General features: G+C 49.2%; 14 protein-coding genes. 5 read left to right on the top strand and 9 right to left on the bottom strand.

Features of this window, described 5'->3' with window-relative positions:
• Positions 1 to 19: 19 nt before the first annotated feature.
• Positions 20 to 658: a DUF2238 domain-containing protein gene (locus AC1DUA_RS10285; protein WP_477499643.1), complete on the bottom strand. Its 639-nt coding sequence runs from the start codon at positions 656 to 658 to the stop codon at positions 20 to 22.
• A gap of 95 nt (positions 659 to 753) precedes the next feature.
• A complete protein-coding gene (locus AC1DUA_RS10280) occupies positions 754 to 3,195 on the bottom strand; it encodes an HAD family hydrolase (protein ID WP_477499642.1) in 2,442 nt (813 codons plus the stop codon).
• A 109-nt stretch (positions 3,196 to 3,304) separates the two neighbouring features.
• On the opposite strand from AC1DUA_RS10280, the gene AC1DUA_RS10275 reads away from it, so the two are divergent.
• Positions 3,305 to 4,120: a glycosyltransferase family 2 protein gene (locus AC1DUA_RS10275; protein WP_477499641.1), complete on the top strand. Its 816-nt coding sequence runs from the start codon at positions 3,305 to 3,307 to the stop codon at positions 4,118 to 4,120.
• On the opposite strand, the gene AC1DUA_RS10270 is transcribed toward AC1DUA_RS10275, so the two are convergent.
• On the bottom strand, positions 4,109 to 4,954 hold the full coding sequence (locus AC1DUA_RS10270; RefSeq protein ID WP_477499640.1) for a helix-turn-helix transcriptional regulator: 846 nt from the start codon (positions 4,952 to 4,954) through the stop codon (positions 4,109 to 4,111). The two genes, AC1DUA_RS10275 and AC1DUA_RS10270, sit on opposite strands and share 12 nt — an antisense overlap.
• A gap of 134 nt (positions 4,955 to 5,088) precedes the next feature.
• On the opposite strand from AC1DUA_RS10270, the gene AC1DUA_RS10265 reads away from it, so the two are divergent.
• From AC1DUA_RS10265 to AC1DUA_RS10250, 4 genes are all read left to right on the top strand, one after another.
• Complete coding sequence (locus AC1DUA_RS10265; protein WP_477499639.1) at positions 5,089 to 6,084, top strand: Gfo/Idh/MocA family protein; 996 nt, start codon at positions 5,089 to 5,091, stop codon at positions 6,082 to 6,084.
• Between the two features lie 44 nt (positions 6,085 to 6,128).
• Entirely contained in the window at positions 6,129 to 7,067 is a 939-nt protein-coding gene (locus tag AC1DUA_RS10260) for an aldo/keto reductase (protein ID WP_477499638.1), read from the top strand.
• Between the two features lie 665 nt (positions 7,068 to 7,732).
• Positions 7,733 to 8,473 (top strand): (S)-benzoin forming benzil reductase, encoded by a 741-nt coding sequence (locus AC1DUA_RS10255; protein ID WP_477499637.1) that lies wholly within the window; start codon positions 7,733 to 7,735, stop codon positions 8,471 to 8,473.
• 137 nt (positions 8,474 to 8,610) lie between these two features.
• Positions 8,611 to 9,366: a DeoR/GlpR family DNA-binding transcription regulator gene (locus AC1DUA_RS10250; RefSeq protein ID WP_477499636.1), complete on the top strand. Its 756-nt coding sequence runs from the start codon at positions 8,611 to 8,613 to the stop codon at positions 9,364 to 9,366.
• Between the two features lie 52 nt (positions 9,367 to 9,418).
• Here the strand turns inward: AC1DUA_RS10250 and AC1DUA_RS10245 are convergent, their stop codons facing one another.
• From AC1DUA_RS10245 to AC1DUA_RS10220, 6 genes are all read right to left on the bottom strand, one after another.
• Positions 9,419 to 9,613: a YbdD/YjiX family protein gene (locus AC1DUA_RS10245; RefSeq protein ID WP_477499635.1), complete on the bottom strand. Its 195-nt coding sequence runs from the start codon at positions 9,611 to 9,613 to the stop codon at positions 9,419 to 9,421.
• 4 nt (positions 9,614 to 9,617) lie between these two features.
• On the bottom strand, positions 9,618 to 11,687 hold the full coding sequence (locus AC1DUA_RS10240) for a carbon starvation CstA family protein (protein WP_477499634.1): 2,070 nt from the start codon (positions 11,685 to 11,687) through the stop codon (positions 9,618 to 9,620).
• Positions 11,688 to 11,801: 114 nt separating this feature from the next.
• A complete protein-coding gene (locus tag AC1DUA_RS10235; protein ID WP_477499633.1) occupies positions 11,802 to 12,551 on the bottom strand; it encodes a LytR/AlgR family response regulator transcription factor in 750 nt (249 codons plus the stop codon).
• A gap of 6 nt (positions 12,552 to 12,557) precedes the next feature.
• Positions 12,558 to 14,171 carry a LytS/YhcK type 5TM receptor domain-containing protein gene (locus tag AC1DUA_RS10230; RefSeq protein WP_477499632.1) on the bottom strand — a complete coding sequence of 538 codons (1,614 nt, stop codon included), beginning with the start codon at positions 14,169 to 14,171 and terminating at the stop codon, positions 12,558 to 12,560.
• 469 nt (positions 14,172 to 14,640) lie between these two features.
• Positions 14,641 to 15,879: an MFS transporter gene (locus tag AC1DUA_RS10225; RefSeq protein WP_477499644.1), complete on the bottom strand. Its 1,239-nt coding sequence runs from the start codon at positions 15,877 to 15,879 to the stop codon at positions 14,641 to 14,643.
• 193 nt (positions 15,880 to 16,072) lie between these two features.
• Entirely contained in the window at positions 16,073 to 17,056 is a 984-nt protein-coding gene (locus tag AC1DUA_RS10220; protein ID WP_477499631.1) for an ROK family protein, read from the bottom strand.
• Between the last annotated feature and the right edge of the window lie 307 nt (positions 17,057 to 17,363).

Genomic DNA, 17,363 nt, shown 5'->3' with positions numbered 1-17,363 from the left:
CTGCTCCCCGCACTACCCCTCAAACCACTCTACGCCTCAACACAGCAGTCACCACCATCGCAATAACAGCCCCATAGAGCGCTAATTCCATGTCATGATGCGTATCCCACTGATCGCCTTGCGTTCCAAGAAATAACGTACCAATCTCCGGTGCAACAAGCAAAGCTACCCACATTTCTATTAGCTCATAAAAGGCACCTAATGCCAATATCGTAACGCAGGTCATCACATAAAGCCATCTCCGGCTTAGCTGTGTCCACGTACTCATAGCTTCCCTCAATGGGTAAGCGAACAGCAGCCCAAAACTGAAGTGCACCAAGCGATCATAATTATCGCGTTCTGAATGCAAGACCAGCTTCAGCCAAACATCCACGATATTCTCGTTATACGAATAATGAGCCCCGACTGTATGCAGAGCCAAGAACAAACCAATTAACGCATAGGACATATTGGAGAATTGGATAAGCCTATACGTGCTGATTAGGGCAATAAGTGCTGCCCAAATCAAAAGATTTTCCAATACCCAATCGAACCTGCTGTAAGGAGCAATCGCCATCCATATCCACAATCCTGCATAAAGGACGATCATCACGTGCAAAGGCCAATTCGAACCAAAGGTTTTTGCATGCTTCTGTGCTATGTTTCCCATCTCTTTCATGGCTGAGCCCCCCTAGTTTTGCTTACAAACTTAGGTTATCTCGCCACAGTCTTTTCCAAAAGTACTAACTTTATGTAGTACTGAAAGAATCCTATCTACGGACGAAGCTGGTAAAGCTTGGGTGTTATTTCTGCGCCTTCATAAGCTTCCAAAATCCGCTTCGGATAAGCTTCAAGCTCGGACAACGTCGCGATCAGGAAAGCAGGGGCAGTTCTTCCAGACGCCTCTGACAATGCCCTTGCCTCCTCCAAAGTCTTATAGGAAAATCGCCCCCAAGGAGCCGTATTTGCTCCTACAGCTGGATCGATCCAATAGGGAATATGTATGCCATGAAACCAAGCGGCTTTGAGCACCTGCTCTGCGAATGCACCCGCTCCATACAGTATGAGAGAGCGAGTGCCGTCCTTTTTAACCCTCTGAAGGGTATCGAAAATCATAGCCTGACTGCCAAATCCATCCGCAAGCTGCAAATGATAATGATACAGATAGTACGGAAACCTTCTGGTTGCCATCCCCTGAGGCCAATTCACATTCATGACGGACGGTGCATAATTGCAGCTATTCAAGAACGCCTCCGGTCCCGCCAGGTACCATTCCTCGTGCACAGTTCCACAAATCGGGGCAATGTACTCCGTGCAGAAATTGTCCTGATGCGTTAAATCCCCCAAAACTCCCGCCTCTTCTGGCTTCGGCATAGTTAGTACGCGGTGCAGCGGCTTACTCCACTCTTCCGGATGCGTGGACGCTTTTGATAGCCGTCCATCCTTTTGCTGAAGCAGGTACGTGTAGTAGCTTTGGAAAGCGAGCGCTCCTTTTTGACACGCTTGTTTTCCTGCGTATTCCTCCTCCGTTCTGTGCAGCTGCGCTTGCATGGGGTTTATACGGCCAGACTTGTCTTCGATGTAACGCAGCGTTGAGCCGAAACCGCCCATCATTAGCTCCTCCAAAAAAGCCGGCGTCCTCGCGATCCGCTTCCCCATCTCGCTTCCACCACTGCCTGATCGCAGCATACTGCGAATATCCATGCCTTGAAGGCGGAGTTCATCGAGCCGATTCGTGCCAACGGCAAGCAAATGCTTCATTTCTGGCTGCATGCCAGCGAGTCTTACAATTTTCTCCAATGCTCCTTGAATTGTTCCCTGAAACCCGATATCAACCGTCACTAACCGTTCCGGGGAACCAAACTCCTGTGCGAGGTAACCCACCAATAGCTGCCTATGACGCTCAATAGAATCTAAGAGTTCACTCTGACCAGGTTCACTTAGTAGATAATCACACAGGCGTGCATAAATGGTTCCGCCATTATCTCCCGTTATGTACTTGCATGCTTCAATCGTTGTTTCCAAGTAAGCGTCGAAATGTCCATCATCCAAACCAACACCCAACACGTCGAAAAGCTCTCCCACTTTCAAACCTTGAATCCCTAACAAATAAGCAAGCTCATCTTCCCCAAAATGCTCCAGTGCCGCCATAAATGTAGCTTGTCTGGACACATAAACCGGCTTCACTTGAAGCTCCACGCCTCTCATATGTGCAGCTTGCTCGAGCATCGGAGCTAATAAATACGCTTCCCTCATCAGCGGATTCACACAAGTGATGCCCTCTTGGACGCAAATATCTAGCACCCACTCACACAAGGTGTGCAAGAATGGTCCGATCACATCCGTGCCAAATTGATAGAAGGTGCGCTCCTTTTCCCCGCTTCCAGCCACCAAATCCGAAGCCGCAGCCAGCTTCCGCAGCGACTTCCATTCGGCCAGCACATCCCCATGTCTAACAAATTCCCAATGATGGATACTTTCAAAATCCTCCAGAATGACTGGATAATGCAGCCCTCTGATCCCCGCTTTGGCTGCTCCTTCTACGTCTGCTGCCACATTGTCACCAATGTGGACGATAGATTGACTATCGATTTGCGGATAAAATTCTTGGAGCCTGCCAAATAGATGCCCTGACGACTTGCCCTCGAGCTCCTCCGACGAGACGAGCAGTGTATCCACCTGAGACAGATCCAGCCCTACTGACGCAAGAATACGCCGAAGCTGCTCTGACGACAAGTACATATCCGATAACAGCGCCACCGGAATGCGCTCTTTTTTACAGGCATACAGCAAGGAAGTTATATGCGGGTTCACATAGCAAATCTCCGCTTCAACCTCCACTTCCAGCCTCGCAAGCTCGTCCCTATGGCAAATCGCGTCTGGCATTTCCTCATAAATAAGCTCCAGCGTCACTTCACCGAAACCCGTTCGGGCGGTTTGCTTTGCACGCGCTTTGTACTCGGCACGAATACGCATTTCTTTGAACGCTTCCGGGGATACATGAGTTTTCAGTGAACCTTTATGATGTGCTCGAACCGCCATTTTTGAAAATACATCCGACGGATTCGCGCAAGTACGAAATAGCAGCGTGTCAAAAATATCCAGACTCAACAGCCCAATATCCTGTAATTGTCCAGCTAAAACGCTCAAATAACGATCTTTTTCCCATAAAAACAGATCAGTTGGGCTTATCGGAGTATGTAGTTCCTTTGGCATCAAGAGCCTCCTTAGCGTTTGGCGCAAGCAGCAACTTGCACAAATGTATTTGAGAAGTATGGCGAATTTGAGGTAAGCTTAATCTATGATAAATCGGAGGTGCTTTTTGTTGTCTGATCAACCCTTGGTGTCCATTATTATCCCGACGTATAATCGCCGAATCGAGCTTGCTGAGCTCGCAGAATCATTATACCGCCAAACGTACAAAAACCTGCAAATCATTATCGTTAACGATGCCGGTCCTTCGGTAGATTTCATTCAGGAGCTGTACCCAGAGCTCGCTATTCAAATTGTTAATATGCCGCATAATCTCAAGCACGTTCACGCTCGGAACCGCGGCCTGCAAGAGGTGAAAGGCGATTACATCATGTTATGCGATGATGACGATTTGCTGCTCCCCATTCATATTGAACGTATGCTGCAAGAAATTGAAGGGTATGATCTTGTTTATCCTGATGTCGAAATCTTTGATTATGTTTATGAAAATAACGCTCGCTCCATCACGAATCGATTCGTTTTCGCTTATGAATTCGATGTGCCGGCGATGCGCAGATTTTCGACCTTTTTCTCATCAGGCTGCATTTTCCGCCCTGAATTAATTGAAGCTCTGGGACCTTTTGACACGGAAGTGTTCCATTACTGGGACTGGGATTTCTTCTTAAGAGCTGCTGAGAAATTCCGTGTGAAACGCGCACCGATTGCCAGCGTCCTCTACGCTTTTGCGCAGCAGGGAACCAGCAACATGTCGGGTCAGCTTGACAATATGCGTCCCTTTTTGGACATGCTTTCTGTTAAGCACGGGCTCGGCGATTTGCCTACCAAAAATTTCTTCCTCTTGCTTGAAGAACCGGAAGTCAAGGAACGTCAAGCCGAAACCGAACTTATTTGGGATGGAGAACCGATTCGCTCTCGCTTATTCAAATAAACCTTTGCCATACAAGCTTCGAAACTCGCTCGGTGTCATCCCTTCCTGCTCCTGAAAACGCTGGTTAAAATAACTCGCGCTGGCATAACCAGCTTGAATCGCGATCTCCTTGATCGCCAGATTTTCCTTCTCTATCAGGCGCTGCTTCGCAAATTGAATGCGGCACAAGGTAATGAAGGAGAGCGGTGTCATCGAGGTCGCTTTGCGAAACAATTTACAGAAATAATAGGTACTTACGCCTGTGAGCTCAGCCCATTCTTCCAGAATGAACGGTTCGCAGGCTTTTTGCTGCATAGTGGGAAGTATAGCCAGAATCCGGTCCACGGACTCTATCCCTCGGTTGCTCGTTAATGGGGCCGCATAGCTCATGAATTCACTCAGAATCTTATAGGATAACGTCGAGAGATTCGTTGGCTTCAGAATGCTATTTAACTCTGCTTCTAACAGCAGCTCGTGAAACGCCTCCTCAAGCTCACTCCATCTTTTGAGCGTCCATAACGTACGTAGAAAGCCTTTTTCCAACATAAACTCCTTCAGATGACTCCCGTAAAAATGGAACCAACGAACGTCCCAAGGATCATCCTTGGAGGAGTAATAACGCTGCTCTTGAAACGGAAAATACAGAAAAGCATCGCCTTTCTGAAGCACGTGCTGCTCCCCTTCAATCTCCACATACCCTTTGCCTGAAAGGATAAAATGAATGCTGTAGGAATCATAATAACCTTCCTGCCGGTAAATGGAATGTTCAGGAGAATCCTGATACCAGCCAACCGATTCTGGAAAAATAAAATAGGGGCATTGTTGCAGCCTTGGCAGCATAACTTGCCTTTTCATCTCTCATGCCCTCCCTCCTAAATGACAATATTCTGATATCCGATGCAATATATTATCATATTCATTTTAAATAACTCGTTTTATAATAACAATATAACGCTATTAAATATTTTTTCAAAGGAGATCATAACGTCATGACAAAACTTCGTTGGGGAATTCTTGGCTGTGCGGGTATTGCAATTAGGGCGTGTATTCCCGGAATTGTGCAGTCACAAACTGGTATTGTAAGCGCTATAGCGAGTCGCGACTTGCAGAAGTCACAGGAAGTTGCGGAGAGACTTAATATTCCAAAAGCATACGGCAGTTATGAAGAATTAATTGCCGATCCGGATATTGATGCTTTGTACATACCTCTGCCGAACCATCTGCACAAAGAATGGACGATTCGTGCTGCTGAAGCCGGTAAGCATGTCCTGTGTGAAAAACCAGCTTCGCTTACTGCTGCTGATGCGGAAGAAATGGTTGCGGCATGTGAGAAGGCCGGCGTACAGTTTGCCGAAGCGTTCATGTATCGCCATCATCCCCGCTACACACGGATTAAAGAGATCATTGATTCCGGCGAAATTGGCGATATTCGCGGCATTCATGGCGCGTTCACCTTCAGCAACCCGGGCGACAGCAAAAATGTTCGTTTCAAACGCGAGTGGGGTGGCGGTTCGCTCTATGACGTTGGCTGTTATCCAATCAGCGCAGCGAGAATGATTCTAGGCCGTGAGCCTGAAGCGGTTACGACGCATGCCTTCTTCTCTCCTGAACATGATGATGTCGATATGATGATGTCCGGACTGATAGAATTCAGCGGTAATGTTGCGCTTACCTTTGATTGTGGTATGTGGGCTGGCTCCCGCAATATCTTAGAAATCGTCGGAGCGACAGGACGTATCGAAGTCCCTTCTGCCTTTGTCACCCCTACGGAGGAATCTGGGCAATTCATCGTCCATACCCGCAATGAGCGTCGAGTAGAGACTGTTCCTTTCTTGAATCAATATGCGTTAGAAGTCGATGATTTGGCGTATGCCGCTTGGGGCGAGAAGCAGCCAAATTATCCTGCTAATGATGCCATTCTTAACATGAAAGTACTTGACGCTTGTCTGGAATCGGCAAGAAAACGTTCCCGCATTGTTTTGTAATCTACTAATAATTCCTTATCATATGAAAGGTTGGGATGACTGCGATGAAGCACATTCAAATTAAAGGCTTAGACAAACCTGTTTCCAAACTGATTATGGGCTCTGACTTTTTCCGTCTGGACAACCGCCAGGAAGTTAGCGACGTTCTTGGACATTACCTAGCGATTGGCGGCAATACCATTGACTCCGCTTTCATTTACTGCGGCGGGCAAAGCGAGCAAGCGCTTGGCATTTGGATGGATGAGCTGGGCAACCGCGATGATATCAACATCTTCACAAAGGGTGCGCACCATGATCAGAACGGCCCCCGTGTGAACGCAGATGCCATTCGCAGCGACCTGTTTACATCGCTGGAGCGACTGCGCACTGACTACATCGACCTCTACGCGCTGCATCGCGATGATCCGGCCGTACCGGTTGGCGTAATCCTAGAAGCGCTGAACGAGCATGTAGAAGCTGGACGCATTCGCGCATTCGGCGGTTCCAACTGGACGCACGCTCGTCTGCAAGAAGCGAACGACTATGCCGCGAAGAACGGCCTTGTCGGCTTCAGCTTCAGTTCTCCGAACCTAAGCCTCGCCAAAGCGAAAGAGCCGTTCTGGAGCGGCTGCGTCTCCGTCGATGAGGAAGCTCTGCGCTGGCACGAATCCACGCAGCTGCCGCTGCTGTCCTGGTCTTCGCAGGCGCGCGGATTCTTCACAGGCCGGTACTCGCCGGATGTGCTCGACAACGCCGACCTCGTTCGCGTATTCTACAGCGACGAGAACTGGACGCGGTTGCACCGCGCGGAACAACTGGCACAGGAAAAAGGCGTATCCGCGATTCAGATCGCGCTCGCCTATGTGCTGAGCCAGCCGTTCCCGGCTTGCGCGCTCATCGGACCGCGCAACGAGGCCGAAATGCGCTCATGCCGCGACGGCGCGGAGCTTGTGCTCACTCCGCAGGAGTTGGCATGGCTTGATTTGACTGCGGCTACGGTGTAGCAGCAGGATGTTTGTTAGCCCCGGCGGGTATTGCCGGGGCTTTTGTTTTTCACCGTGTCACCAACATTCCCGGTGATCCTGCTGCCTTGCCTCTCAGTTCACTACTCCCTCCTAAGTTGCTCCCCTCCGCTTTTCACCACTCCTCCTTCCTTAGTTGCTCTCCAACGCTACTCACCACTCCTTCCTCCTTAGTTGCTCTCTACGGCTACTCACCACTGCTTCCTCCTTAGTTGCTCTCTACTGCTACTCACCACTCCTTCCTCCTTAGTTCCTCTTCACCTCTATTCACCACTCCTTCCTCCTTAGTTGCTCTCTACTGCTACTCACCACTGCTTCCTCCTTAGTTGCTCTCTACTGCTACTCACCACTGCCCCAAGCTGAAATAAATGGATTAACTGGCGTTAATCTGCGTTGATGAGCGCCAAGGAACGGATTACCGGTACAGACTACCGYTATTYCWTCAGCAGCTACCTGAAATCAGCTCGAGTCGCCCTCTGCCAAGGGGACGATCCGATCGAGCYRCCCCAGCTGAAATAAATGGATTAACTGGCGTTAATCTGCGCTGCTGAGCGGCAGGGATCAGAACACGTCTCGCCGAAAGAGTTCCGGAGATAAAGTTAGTCAGCTACCTCATACTCACCCACTCTAATTAAGGAGTTGCCCAAATGAAGTATTTCATTATCACCGGTACATCCCGAGGTCTTGGAGAAGCCCTAGCGCTTAAGCTCATCTCTCCTGATCATCACCTGATCTGTATTTCTAGGACAAAAAACGATAACTTAATAATCGCTAGTAGTCACCTAGACTACTACGCTTTTGACCTAAGAAACGTCAACCATATTGAAGCTCTGATGGAGCAAGTGTTCCAAAAGATCGATCTATCAAATGCCGAAGGAGTCTATCTCATCAATAATGCGGCCATCCTATCACCTTTTTCTCGAATTGAACAGGCTAGCTCACAGGAATTAACGGACAACCTTCAGGTCAATCTACTCGCCCCCATCGTGCTTACCTCCTGTTTTATCCGCCTAACCCAGCACCTACCGCTAGAAAAGCGCATTTTGAACATTTCCTCGGCCTCTGCCAAACAGTTACTGCCAGGTATGAGTCCGTATTCGGCCGCCAAAGCTGGTCTCGATACTTTTTCAACCTGCGTGGGATTGGAACAGGGTACCGAATCAACGGCCGTCAAAATCGTTTCGGTTTACCCGGGTATGATCGATACGAGTCTACAAGAACAAGCAAGGAATACAAGCAGCGAAGCATTGACCACACCTGACATTTTTAAAATGGTAAAAGATCGCGGTATGCTGGCATCCCCCCAAGCAACAGCCGACAAATTGATCAGCTTATTGCTTGGCTCCTCCTTCCATCAAGGCACAGTTATAGAAGAGCTCCTCACGTAACTACAACCTCAAGCTACCCTGCTTGTTCCTCCCCCTCCACCCAATGGACGGCTTATCCATCCACATGATAAGATAGAAGCTAGCACTACTTACATCGTTAGCTAGCTTTCGACGAGGAAAGCTTTTTAGGAGGTTCCATGGGAAAGACAGATATTCGCCGAGATGCCATTATGCAAGCCATCAAGGATAAAGGTTCCATCGCCTTGATCGATATCGTTCAGCAATTTGGCGTGTCGGAAGCAACAGCCAGGCGGGACCTTGAGATTCTGGAGCAAGAGAAACGCTGCATCCGCACCTTCGGAGGCGCCGTGCTGGAAAGCCTAAAGGTGGAAGTCCCCTTTTTCAACAAAATGGACCTTTATACAGAAGAGAAAAAAGAGATCGCCGACAAAGCGCTTAACTTCATCGAAGATGGCGATATTATCGGCTTAACCGGTGGGACGACCACGACGTTCATCGCCAAGAAGCTGAACCAATTCAAGAACCTCACCGTCATCACGAATGCGGTGAATATCGCCTACGAACTGATTGGTACGCAAGGACTGCAGCTCATTCTGACCGGCGGCGTAATTCGCACGCAAACGTTCGAGCTGTCGGGACCACTCGCCAATGCGACACTCGATAATCTCAGCATCCGCAAAACCTTCATGGGCGTAGACGGTATCTCCTTAACACGCGGCATGATGATCTACAATGAGCTGGAAGCCGAAACGAATCGCCGGATGATGAAGCAATCCATGGAAACGTACCTCGTAGCGGACTATTCCAAGTTCAGTCGCAGCTCCCTGTTTGTTATCGGTGAAGTGCAGGAAACGACCGGAATTATTAGCGATTCCAAAATAACACCCGAAATGAAGGAAGCCTTCAAAGACGCCGGCGCCCCCTTCCTCTAGAAAGAAAAACTCGACCTCTCGGTTCATCACCGGGGATCGAGTTTTTTGCATCTTAACAGCATCTATTGATTTTCCCGCTCTCATAACGCTCGTGGAGAGACTGCATGTAGAACTCTTTTTCCGTCAAAATGGGATTGCCCGGATGATGTTCCTGCTGATGCCTCACATACTTGTCATAGTCCGGAATATTGAATATGACTTTGATCGTTGTATTCAATTTGTGCGAAAAGCTTGCGATCGCTCTCACGGGATCACCCTCCAATCGTAGATTGGACGAACGGCGATTCTTGTAGTTGGGGCTTTTGTTTTTGAATGATGATGTTGAACCACAAACGTATTGAAATGATGATCATCAATAGTACAACGATACCAAAGAAGATCGTTAACCCAGCATCGATATAGTTATTCGTTACGATTTGGTGCATAATGTCCATGTTTTTGGCAGGCGCTATCACCTGACCTTTATCAATTCCCTCTTGATATTTTCTGGCAGCCGATAGAAATCCGATCGTTGGATTTGGAGAAAATGCTTTTTGGTAACCCGCAGTCAACGTCGTCACGGCCAGGAATACGAAAGGGATCATGCCTACCCACGCATAGCGGGCTTTGCCCATTTTGATCATAATCGTAACCGCTACGGCTAAAGCGATGGCAGCAAGCATTTGGTTGGCAATACCGAATAGCGCCCACAGGGAGTTAATTCCGCCAAAGGGATCGACAGCTCCTTGATACAGGAAGTAGCCCCAAGCCAAGCAAACGATCAGTGAAGCAATGAAATTGTATCTAAAATCTTTGGTTTGCCCAAAAGGTTTGTAAAAGTTGCCGACTAAATCTTGCAGCATAAATCGACCGACGCGTGTCCCCGCATCTACGGCAGTCAGAATAAAGACCGCTTCGAACAAAATCGCAAAATGATACCAGAACGCTTTGGCCCCGTTTAAAAAGGTAGAGAAAATCTCAGCCATACCTACAGCAAGCGTTGGTGCTCCACCCGTTCGGGAAAGAATGGTTTTCTCGCCGATTTCTTTGGCCGTGCTCGTAATTTGATCAGGCGTCAAAGTGAAGCCCCAGGATGAAATTTTGGCAGCGACAGCAACAGGATCGGTTCCAATAACAGCCGGTGAGGAATTCATCGCGAAGTACAGACCAGGCTCCAAGGAGCATGCCGCAATCAATGCCATAACCGCAACGAAAGATTCGGCGGCCATACCTGCAAAGCCGATAAACGGCGCATGGCTTTCTCTATCAATCATTTTCGGCGTCGTACCTGAGGAAATCAATGCGTGAAACCCGGAGACCGCGCCACACGCTATCGTAATGAACAAGAACGGGAATAAATTGCCGGAGAATACGGGTCCGGTTCCATCAATAAACTTCGTTACAGCCGGCATTTTTAGTTCAGGTAAAATCACCATAATGCCGCCAGCGAGCAGAAGGATAACGCCAATTTTCAAAAATGAGCTTAAATAATCCCGTGGTGCCAGCAGCACCCAAACCGGCAAAATGGAAGCGATAAGACCATAAATCACCATCAAAACCGCAATTTGCGGGGCGCTGAACGTAAACATGCTAGCTAAAGCCGGACTCTCTGCAACAAACTGGCCTGACCACAAAACGATCATCAACAAAACGAAACCAATAATGGAACCCTCGATTACTTTACCTGGACGAATATAGCGCATATAGAAGCCCATAAAGATTGCAATCGGCATCGTCATCGCAATGGTGAACATACCCCACGGCGATTCTGCTAACGCTTTCACAACAACAAGCCCAAGAACAGCGACAATAATAATTAGAATTGCAAGCGTTGCTATAGAGGCTAAAGTCCCGCTGAATGGGCCAACCTCATCTTTGGCCATCTGCCCGAGCGACTTACCGCCACGACGCATAGAACCTACCAGCGTCACGAAGTCCTGCACGCAGCCTGCAAGAACAGCTCCAATAATAATCCAGAGTATGCTCGGCAAGTACCCCATTTGCGCAGCCAAAATCGGACCAACGAGCGGCCCCGCTCCTGCAATCGCAGCAAAATGGTGACCAAAGAGGACGTACTTATTCGTAGGTACATAATCTTTGCCATCATTTTGAACATGTGCTGGTGTGGCACGCTTATCGTTAAGCTCGTAAATCTTGCGAGCAATAAAACGGCTGTAGAATCGATAACCGAAAGAATACGTACAAATGGCAGCAATAATTAACCATATCGCTGAAATATTTTCGCCTCTCGAAAGTGCAAGCATCGCGAAGCCTGACGCGCCAAGCAGGGCAATAACCGCCCAGATCACATAGGAAGCAAATTTGTTTTTTAATAGTGACATATCTATAAACACCCTCCAGATAACATGATTGTTAGCGCTTACAAAGAGTATAACTTGTTTAGGGAACAAGCGAAATACCTCTAGCGCAACATGCCTTTTTCGAGCCTCATGATGTTAAATTTCGAGTTTCAAACGCAGCTGCTTCACATAATTTCGGCTCACGGGTATCGAGCTTCGCTCAGCATCCTCCATAAGTAGATTGTACGCACCATTCACCCAGGTCTTCATTTCTGAGATAGCTTCGAGGTTAACGAGATAGCTTTTGTGACAGCGGAAAAATCCATACGGCTCCAACTTCTGCTCCAGCTCCGACAGGGTGTATGAGACAATATAGGCCTTATCAAGAAGGTGAACCTGCACATGCTTAACCTCCTTGCTGATATACATAATATCCTTCGGAGAAACATATCTGATTCCTTCATCCAATTCTAATGCGAGCTTTACGCTCGTCTTAACGGAATTCGTCTGGCCTTGGATTGCAGTCGCTGCGCTGCTCCGAGGCTGAATTTTGCGCAGTTCCCTGAACACAATCGCGATATCCTCCTCGTCGTAAGGTTTAAGCATATAATGAAAAGCACGCAGCTTAAACGCGTGGACGGCATATTGATCGTAGGCTGTGGAAAATACAATTTTCACCTGCGGGTTGATTTCTCCTACGATTTCGGCAACCTGCAGGCCGCTAAGATCCGGCATGTCCATATCGAGAAATAATACGTCCGGCGCTAATTCTTTGACCTTCTTAATCGCATCCATTCCGCCAGTTGCCGCGGTAACCTTATCCACCTCCTCACTGCTTTCCAAAAGATAAATCAACTCTTCTCTAGCCGGTTCTTCGTCATCCGCAATGACAATGTTCCAACCCATCAACCATCACCTCACCCAAAATTTAATGATTGTGCCTTCCCCTGGCTTGCTTTCAATTTCCAAAGGATGCTCTTTGCCGTAGTGATAACTCAGACGCTGCTCGATATTCCGCAGAGCTAACCCGGCGTGCTCTGACTGATTATCAAGTCCAGCGGTTTCAAGGCCTACTCCGTTGTCCTGTACAGTAACACGCGCATGGAGCTTCCCCTCATCGAGCTCCTCCTTCACCGAAAGTCGAATGACACCGATACCTGACTTGTTTTTGATACCATGAACAATAGCATTCTCGATCAGCGGCTGAATCGTAAATGGAGGAATGGCATGATCCAGCAGCCTTTCGTCGATCTCAGCGTAAAATTCCATCTGATCGCCCAGTCGGGATTTGATCAAGCTCAGATAGGACATGACCAGCTCATATTCATCACGTATGGTGATAAGGCGCTGGTTGCCGTGGCTCATATTTTTGCGCAAAAACTTAGACAGATGCATGACCATCTGACGGGCTTCTTCCGGTTTCGTGCGAATAAAAGATTTGACTGTGTTCAGCACATTAAACAGGAAATGGGGGTTCATCTGTGCTTGCAGCGAGCGAATCTCCGCATCAGCCAAAAGTTGTGTTTGTCTATCGGATTCGACGAACGCATACTGCTGCGATAGCAGCTCCGCGAGAGACGAAAGCATGCGTCTGCGAGAAGGATTGTCATCTTGCTCCCTTTCGAAATACAGCCGAAACTGTCCGACCTGCGGCCGATTGGGAACACGAATGATGAGATCGTTCGAGTGCTGCGTTTTTCTCCCCTCCGCAATCCATGTCACGCCATCCTTACTGAAAAATGCGCCTACGGACTTCATTTCCTCATTCAACACTCTCGAAATTTCCGCTACCGCCTTATCAAAATCCAACCGCCAAAGCGGCATTGTCATATCTGCAATTTGCAACGCTTGATGCGCATGCTCCGCGCCAATTCTGGCCTCTTCACGCTCCATCGTGTTGTATAACACGAAATATAGAGCGACGCCAACGCTATTCGCAAGCGTCTGGGGCAAACCAATAAGCGACACCAAGTTGAAAGCATCATCCCAAGGCTTGGCCAACACAAGAATAAGAATCATCTGCAAGGCTTCGGCCATGAAGCCAACGAGAAATGCGAGCTGTACGGAAGCTATCTTCCGGAAGCGTTTCTTGAATGCATTACGGCACAGCCCTGCCAATATGCCTTGCAGAATAGGAGCAATCATACAGGCTACGGCAACAAATCCACCTAAAGTGTAACGATGCACACCGGCTACGATGCCGACGATAAACCCGCTTTTGACGCCTCCAAGCAGCCCGGCAATGACAACACCAACGGTACGTGCATTCGCAATCGCCGCCGTTGGCGAAACCTCGCCAATCCACGGCGCCGGCCTGTACGTATAGTCGGAAACCGTTACACCTGAATAAGTGGCAAGAATCGCATACGCGGAGAAAAAGAATAAAAAGCGCCATTGATACGTCCTGTCTCCCTGATAGCTCATATAGCTGCGCATCCAGCGGCTGCGGGAAAAAGCAAACGCAAGCGCTATCAGAAAACCGACCCGCTCCATCATATCAACGAATAATTGAATCAATTGAAGCATGACTCACTCACCTTTTGCAATCTCATACCGCTATCCTAACAGAAATCGTGTGGGCTTGCTTGCTTTAGGACGCTAACTTCTGCCTGCTGCTCTCTGCGACTACTTTAACGTTGAAAAACACCGTCTCAGTTGCGGCTACCGCGGTTTTTCGTCTGCACGCCAACTTTAAGCTTGTTTTTCGACGCTAACTTCTGCTTTCTGCTCTCCGCGCCCACTTTAACGTTGAAAAACACCGTCTCAGTTGCGCACACCGCGCTTTTTCGGCTTCACGCCAACTTTAAGTTTGTTTTTCGACGCTAACTTCTGCTTTCTGCTCTCTCCGGCCACTTTAACGTTGAAAAACATCGTCTCAGTTGCTGAATACCCACTCTGATTGCATTGTCCAGCCTTGCCCCACAACAAAAAAAAGGAAACTACCCTAAGAAGCCAGTAATGACCTTCTCAGGGAGTCCCCTTTTTATGACTAAACTTACCCAGCCTTAACTTCCTCGCTGCTAGTCTGAGATGCAGCACTTGCTTTGTACTTCAATGTAGGCAGCATAATAAATACACCAATCAAGAAGAGTACGGCAGAAGTGACATAGATAGACTCCAACGAGAAGGATGCTTTAATGCTTCCAGCTAAACTCATTGTGAGAACCATGGCACCCATGAACAGTGGATTCAAAATCCCATTCACACGGCCAACGAAAGATTCTTCCGTGTTACCGAGTATCATCGTGGAGATCGCAATCTGGATAGCAGGCATCACTAGACCAGAGAAGAATTGCATCAAAAGTGCCAGCCATACCAAATGAGTTAATCCCATGGCGGCAAAAGTCACGACACTTACAGCCATCCCGATAATCAGCAGTGCTTGCGGGGACACTTTTTTGGAAAAGCCCATTGTCGCTCCGCCACCAAGTATCATCGCAATCCCGTTGGCTGCCATAAACCATTGCAGATCTTCCTTTGGCAGTCCAAGATTTTCTGTTACAAGAAAGATGCCTAGTGGGGATATCAAACCAATGGCTAGACCTGCTACTGCAAAGCAGCCGCCCAAAGTGACAAGCATTTTATTATTCATGACATACTTAAAACCTTGACCCATTTCGGTAAAAATATGTGTGGATGGCTTATCTGCTCCTCCTTCATTCTTACGATCCGCAGGAAGAAACGTGAGCACAAGAGCTGAAAGCAGAAAGCAAACGCCCATGATGGCAATAGCCACTTCAATTCCAAAGTGATAATAGACAAATGTCCCCATGATCGGACCCAGAATCATAAAGATCGCCATCATGGACTGAAACAACGACATCCCCATTTGCATTTGGGACTCAGGGACATGGACTTTGAACAACTTCATCCMGGACGGTTGGGAGAACTGAGACAGGATTGACGAGACCAGTGTTGCGAAAAAAATCGCCTTCCRGGAGCCGTAGAACAGTGTCACCATAATGACAAACACAGAGGCTGCGCTGAGAATATCACACCAGACCATCGTCAATTTGGGTCTCCACCGGTCCGCAAAGGCACCGCCGATAAACGAGAAAATAAAAATTGGCGCAAACTCGGCCACCGAGATTAAAGAAACCGAGTAAGGATCATTATTAGTCATGTCTGTGACATAGAGAAGAATCGCAAAGTTACGAACCCAGATTCCGATTTGCAAAAAAAGACCGGACAGCATAATGGATTGCACGAAACGATTGGCGAAAAACGAACGCATCGTCGGCGTATCCGAAGCTATTGCTTGTGACAAAGAATAACACCCCTTCATTAATCAGATAGTCTTATAAAACAAGACCTTCTTCTTACGTAAGAAGAAGAACATAAGTTTCATAAACCTTTTCTACTTTAACGAAAAAAGGTACTTATCGTCTAGTGACATAGGTCATATGACCAGTCATAACGTACTTACATTAGCGTGACTGAGACATGAGCAGCGCGGCTCCAACGGCTCCTGCGGAGGACCCGAGCGCAGAGGTCGCGAACCTGACCGGTCCGCGAATCGAAGGCAAGCAGCGCTCCTCGATGATTTCGCGCATTGGCCCTAACAAAGGCTCGCCGATATGCGATGCGCCTCCGCCAAGAACGACCACCTGCGGATTCAGCAGGTGGAGGATGCTCACGAGCCCGATGCCGAGGGCTCGGCCGGCTTCGCGCAGGATGCCACTCGCTGCGGCATCCCCTTCCGCGGCTGCGGCCGCGACCAACCGCGCATCTACGCGGTTCGGGTCGCCTCCCGCGAGCCGCACGAGGGCGCCCGCTGCGCCCTCGCCAACCCGGCGCACGTGGTCGGCACCACGGCGGCCAATGGCAGTGCCTGACGCGTACAGCTCCAGGCACCCCACATTCCCGCAGGGGCAGAGCGGCCCATTTCCATCAATGGAAATGTGGCCCAGCTCCCCTGCGTTGTGATTCGTGCCGGCGATCAAGCGCCCGCCGGCAATGATACCCCCGCCGATCCCCGTGGAGATCGTCACAAACACACAGTCCGGCGCGCCTTCACCTCCGCCGGCCAGCCATTCGCCGACCGCCGCTGCGGTGGCGTCGTTCTCAAGCCTGACCGCGCAAGCGAAGCGGTCAGAGAGCACGGCGGCGACCGCTACGTCGCGCCAGCCAAGATTGGTGGCGAAGGTGACGACACCTTTCGCCGTATCAAGCGTGCCCGCGGTGGCGACGCCAATCCCGCGGAGTACGCCGCGACCGCCGGGCGCGGTCGCGAGCAGACCCTCGATCAGGCTGCCTAGCCGATCGAGCACAGCCACCTCACCCTGCTGCGCCAGGGTGGGGATCTCTTCCTTGGCGATGATGCTGCCATCGCCGCTAATGAGCGCGGCCAACATCTTCGTGCCGCCTAGATCCACCCCAACATAGTACTCCCGCAGGAACACGTCTTGCATTTTTCTCTCCTCACTCACGTCCTGTCTCATTCCCTCCTCACTCATCTCTTGTCTCGATCTCTCCTCACTCACGCCCTGTCTCGTTCCCTCCTCACTCACGTCTTGTCTCGTTCCCTCTTCACTCACCTCTTGTCTCGTTCCCTCCTCACTCACGTCCTGTCTCCTTCCCTCCCCACTCACATCAAACCCCTCCGTCCATTTCCGCTCACTCATACCTCCTGCCTCCATCCAATCGCGTATTGTTCCGACAAAGTAACAGGCAACCGCCCAACTGGTCTCTCAAGTCCCAGCAGCACATTCGCTAGAG

This window comes from Paenibacillus sp. 01T422, assembly GCF_056398785.1.
This window is presented reverse-complemented; position numbering and strand designations above follow the sequence as displayed.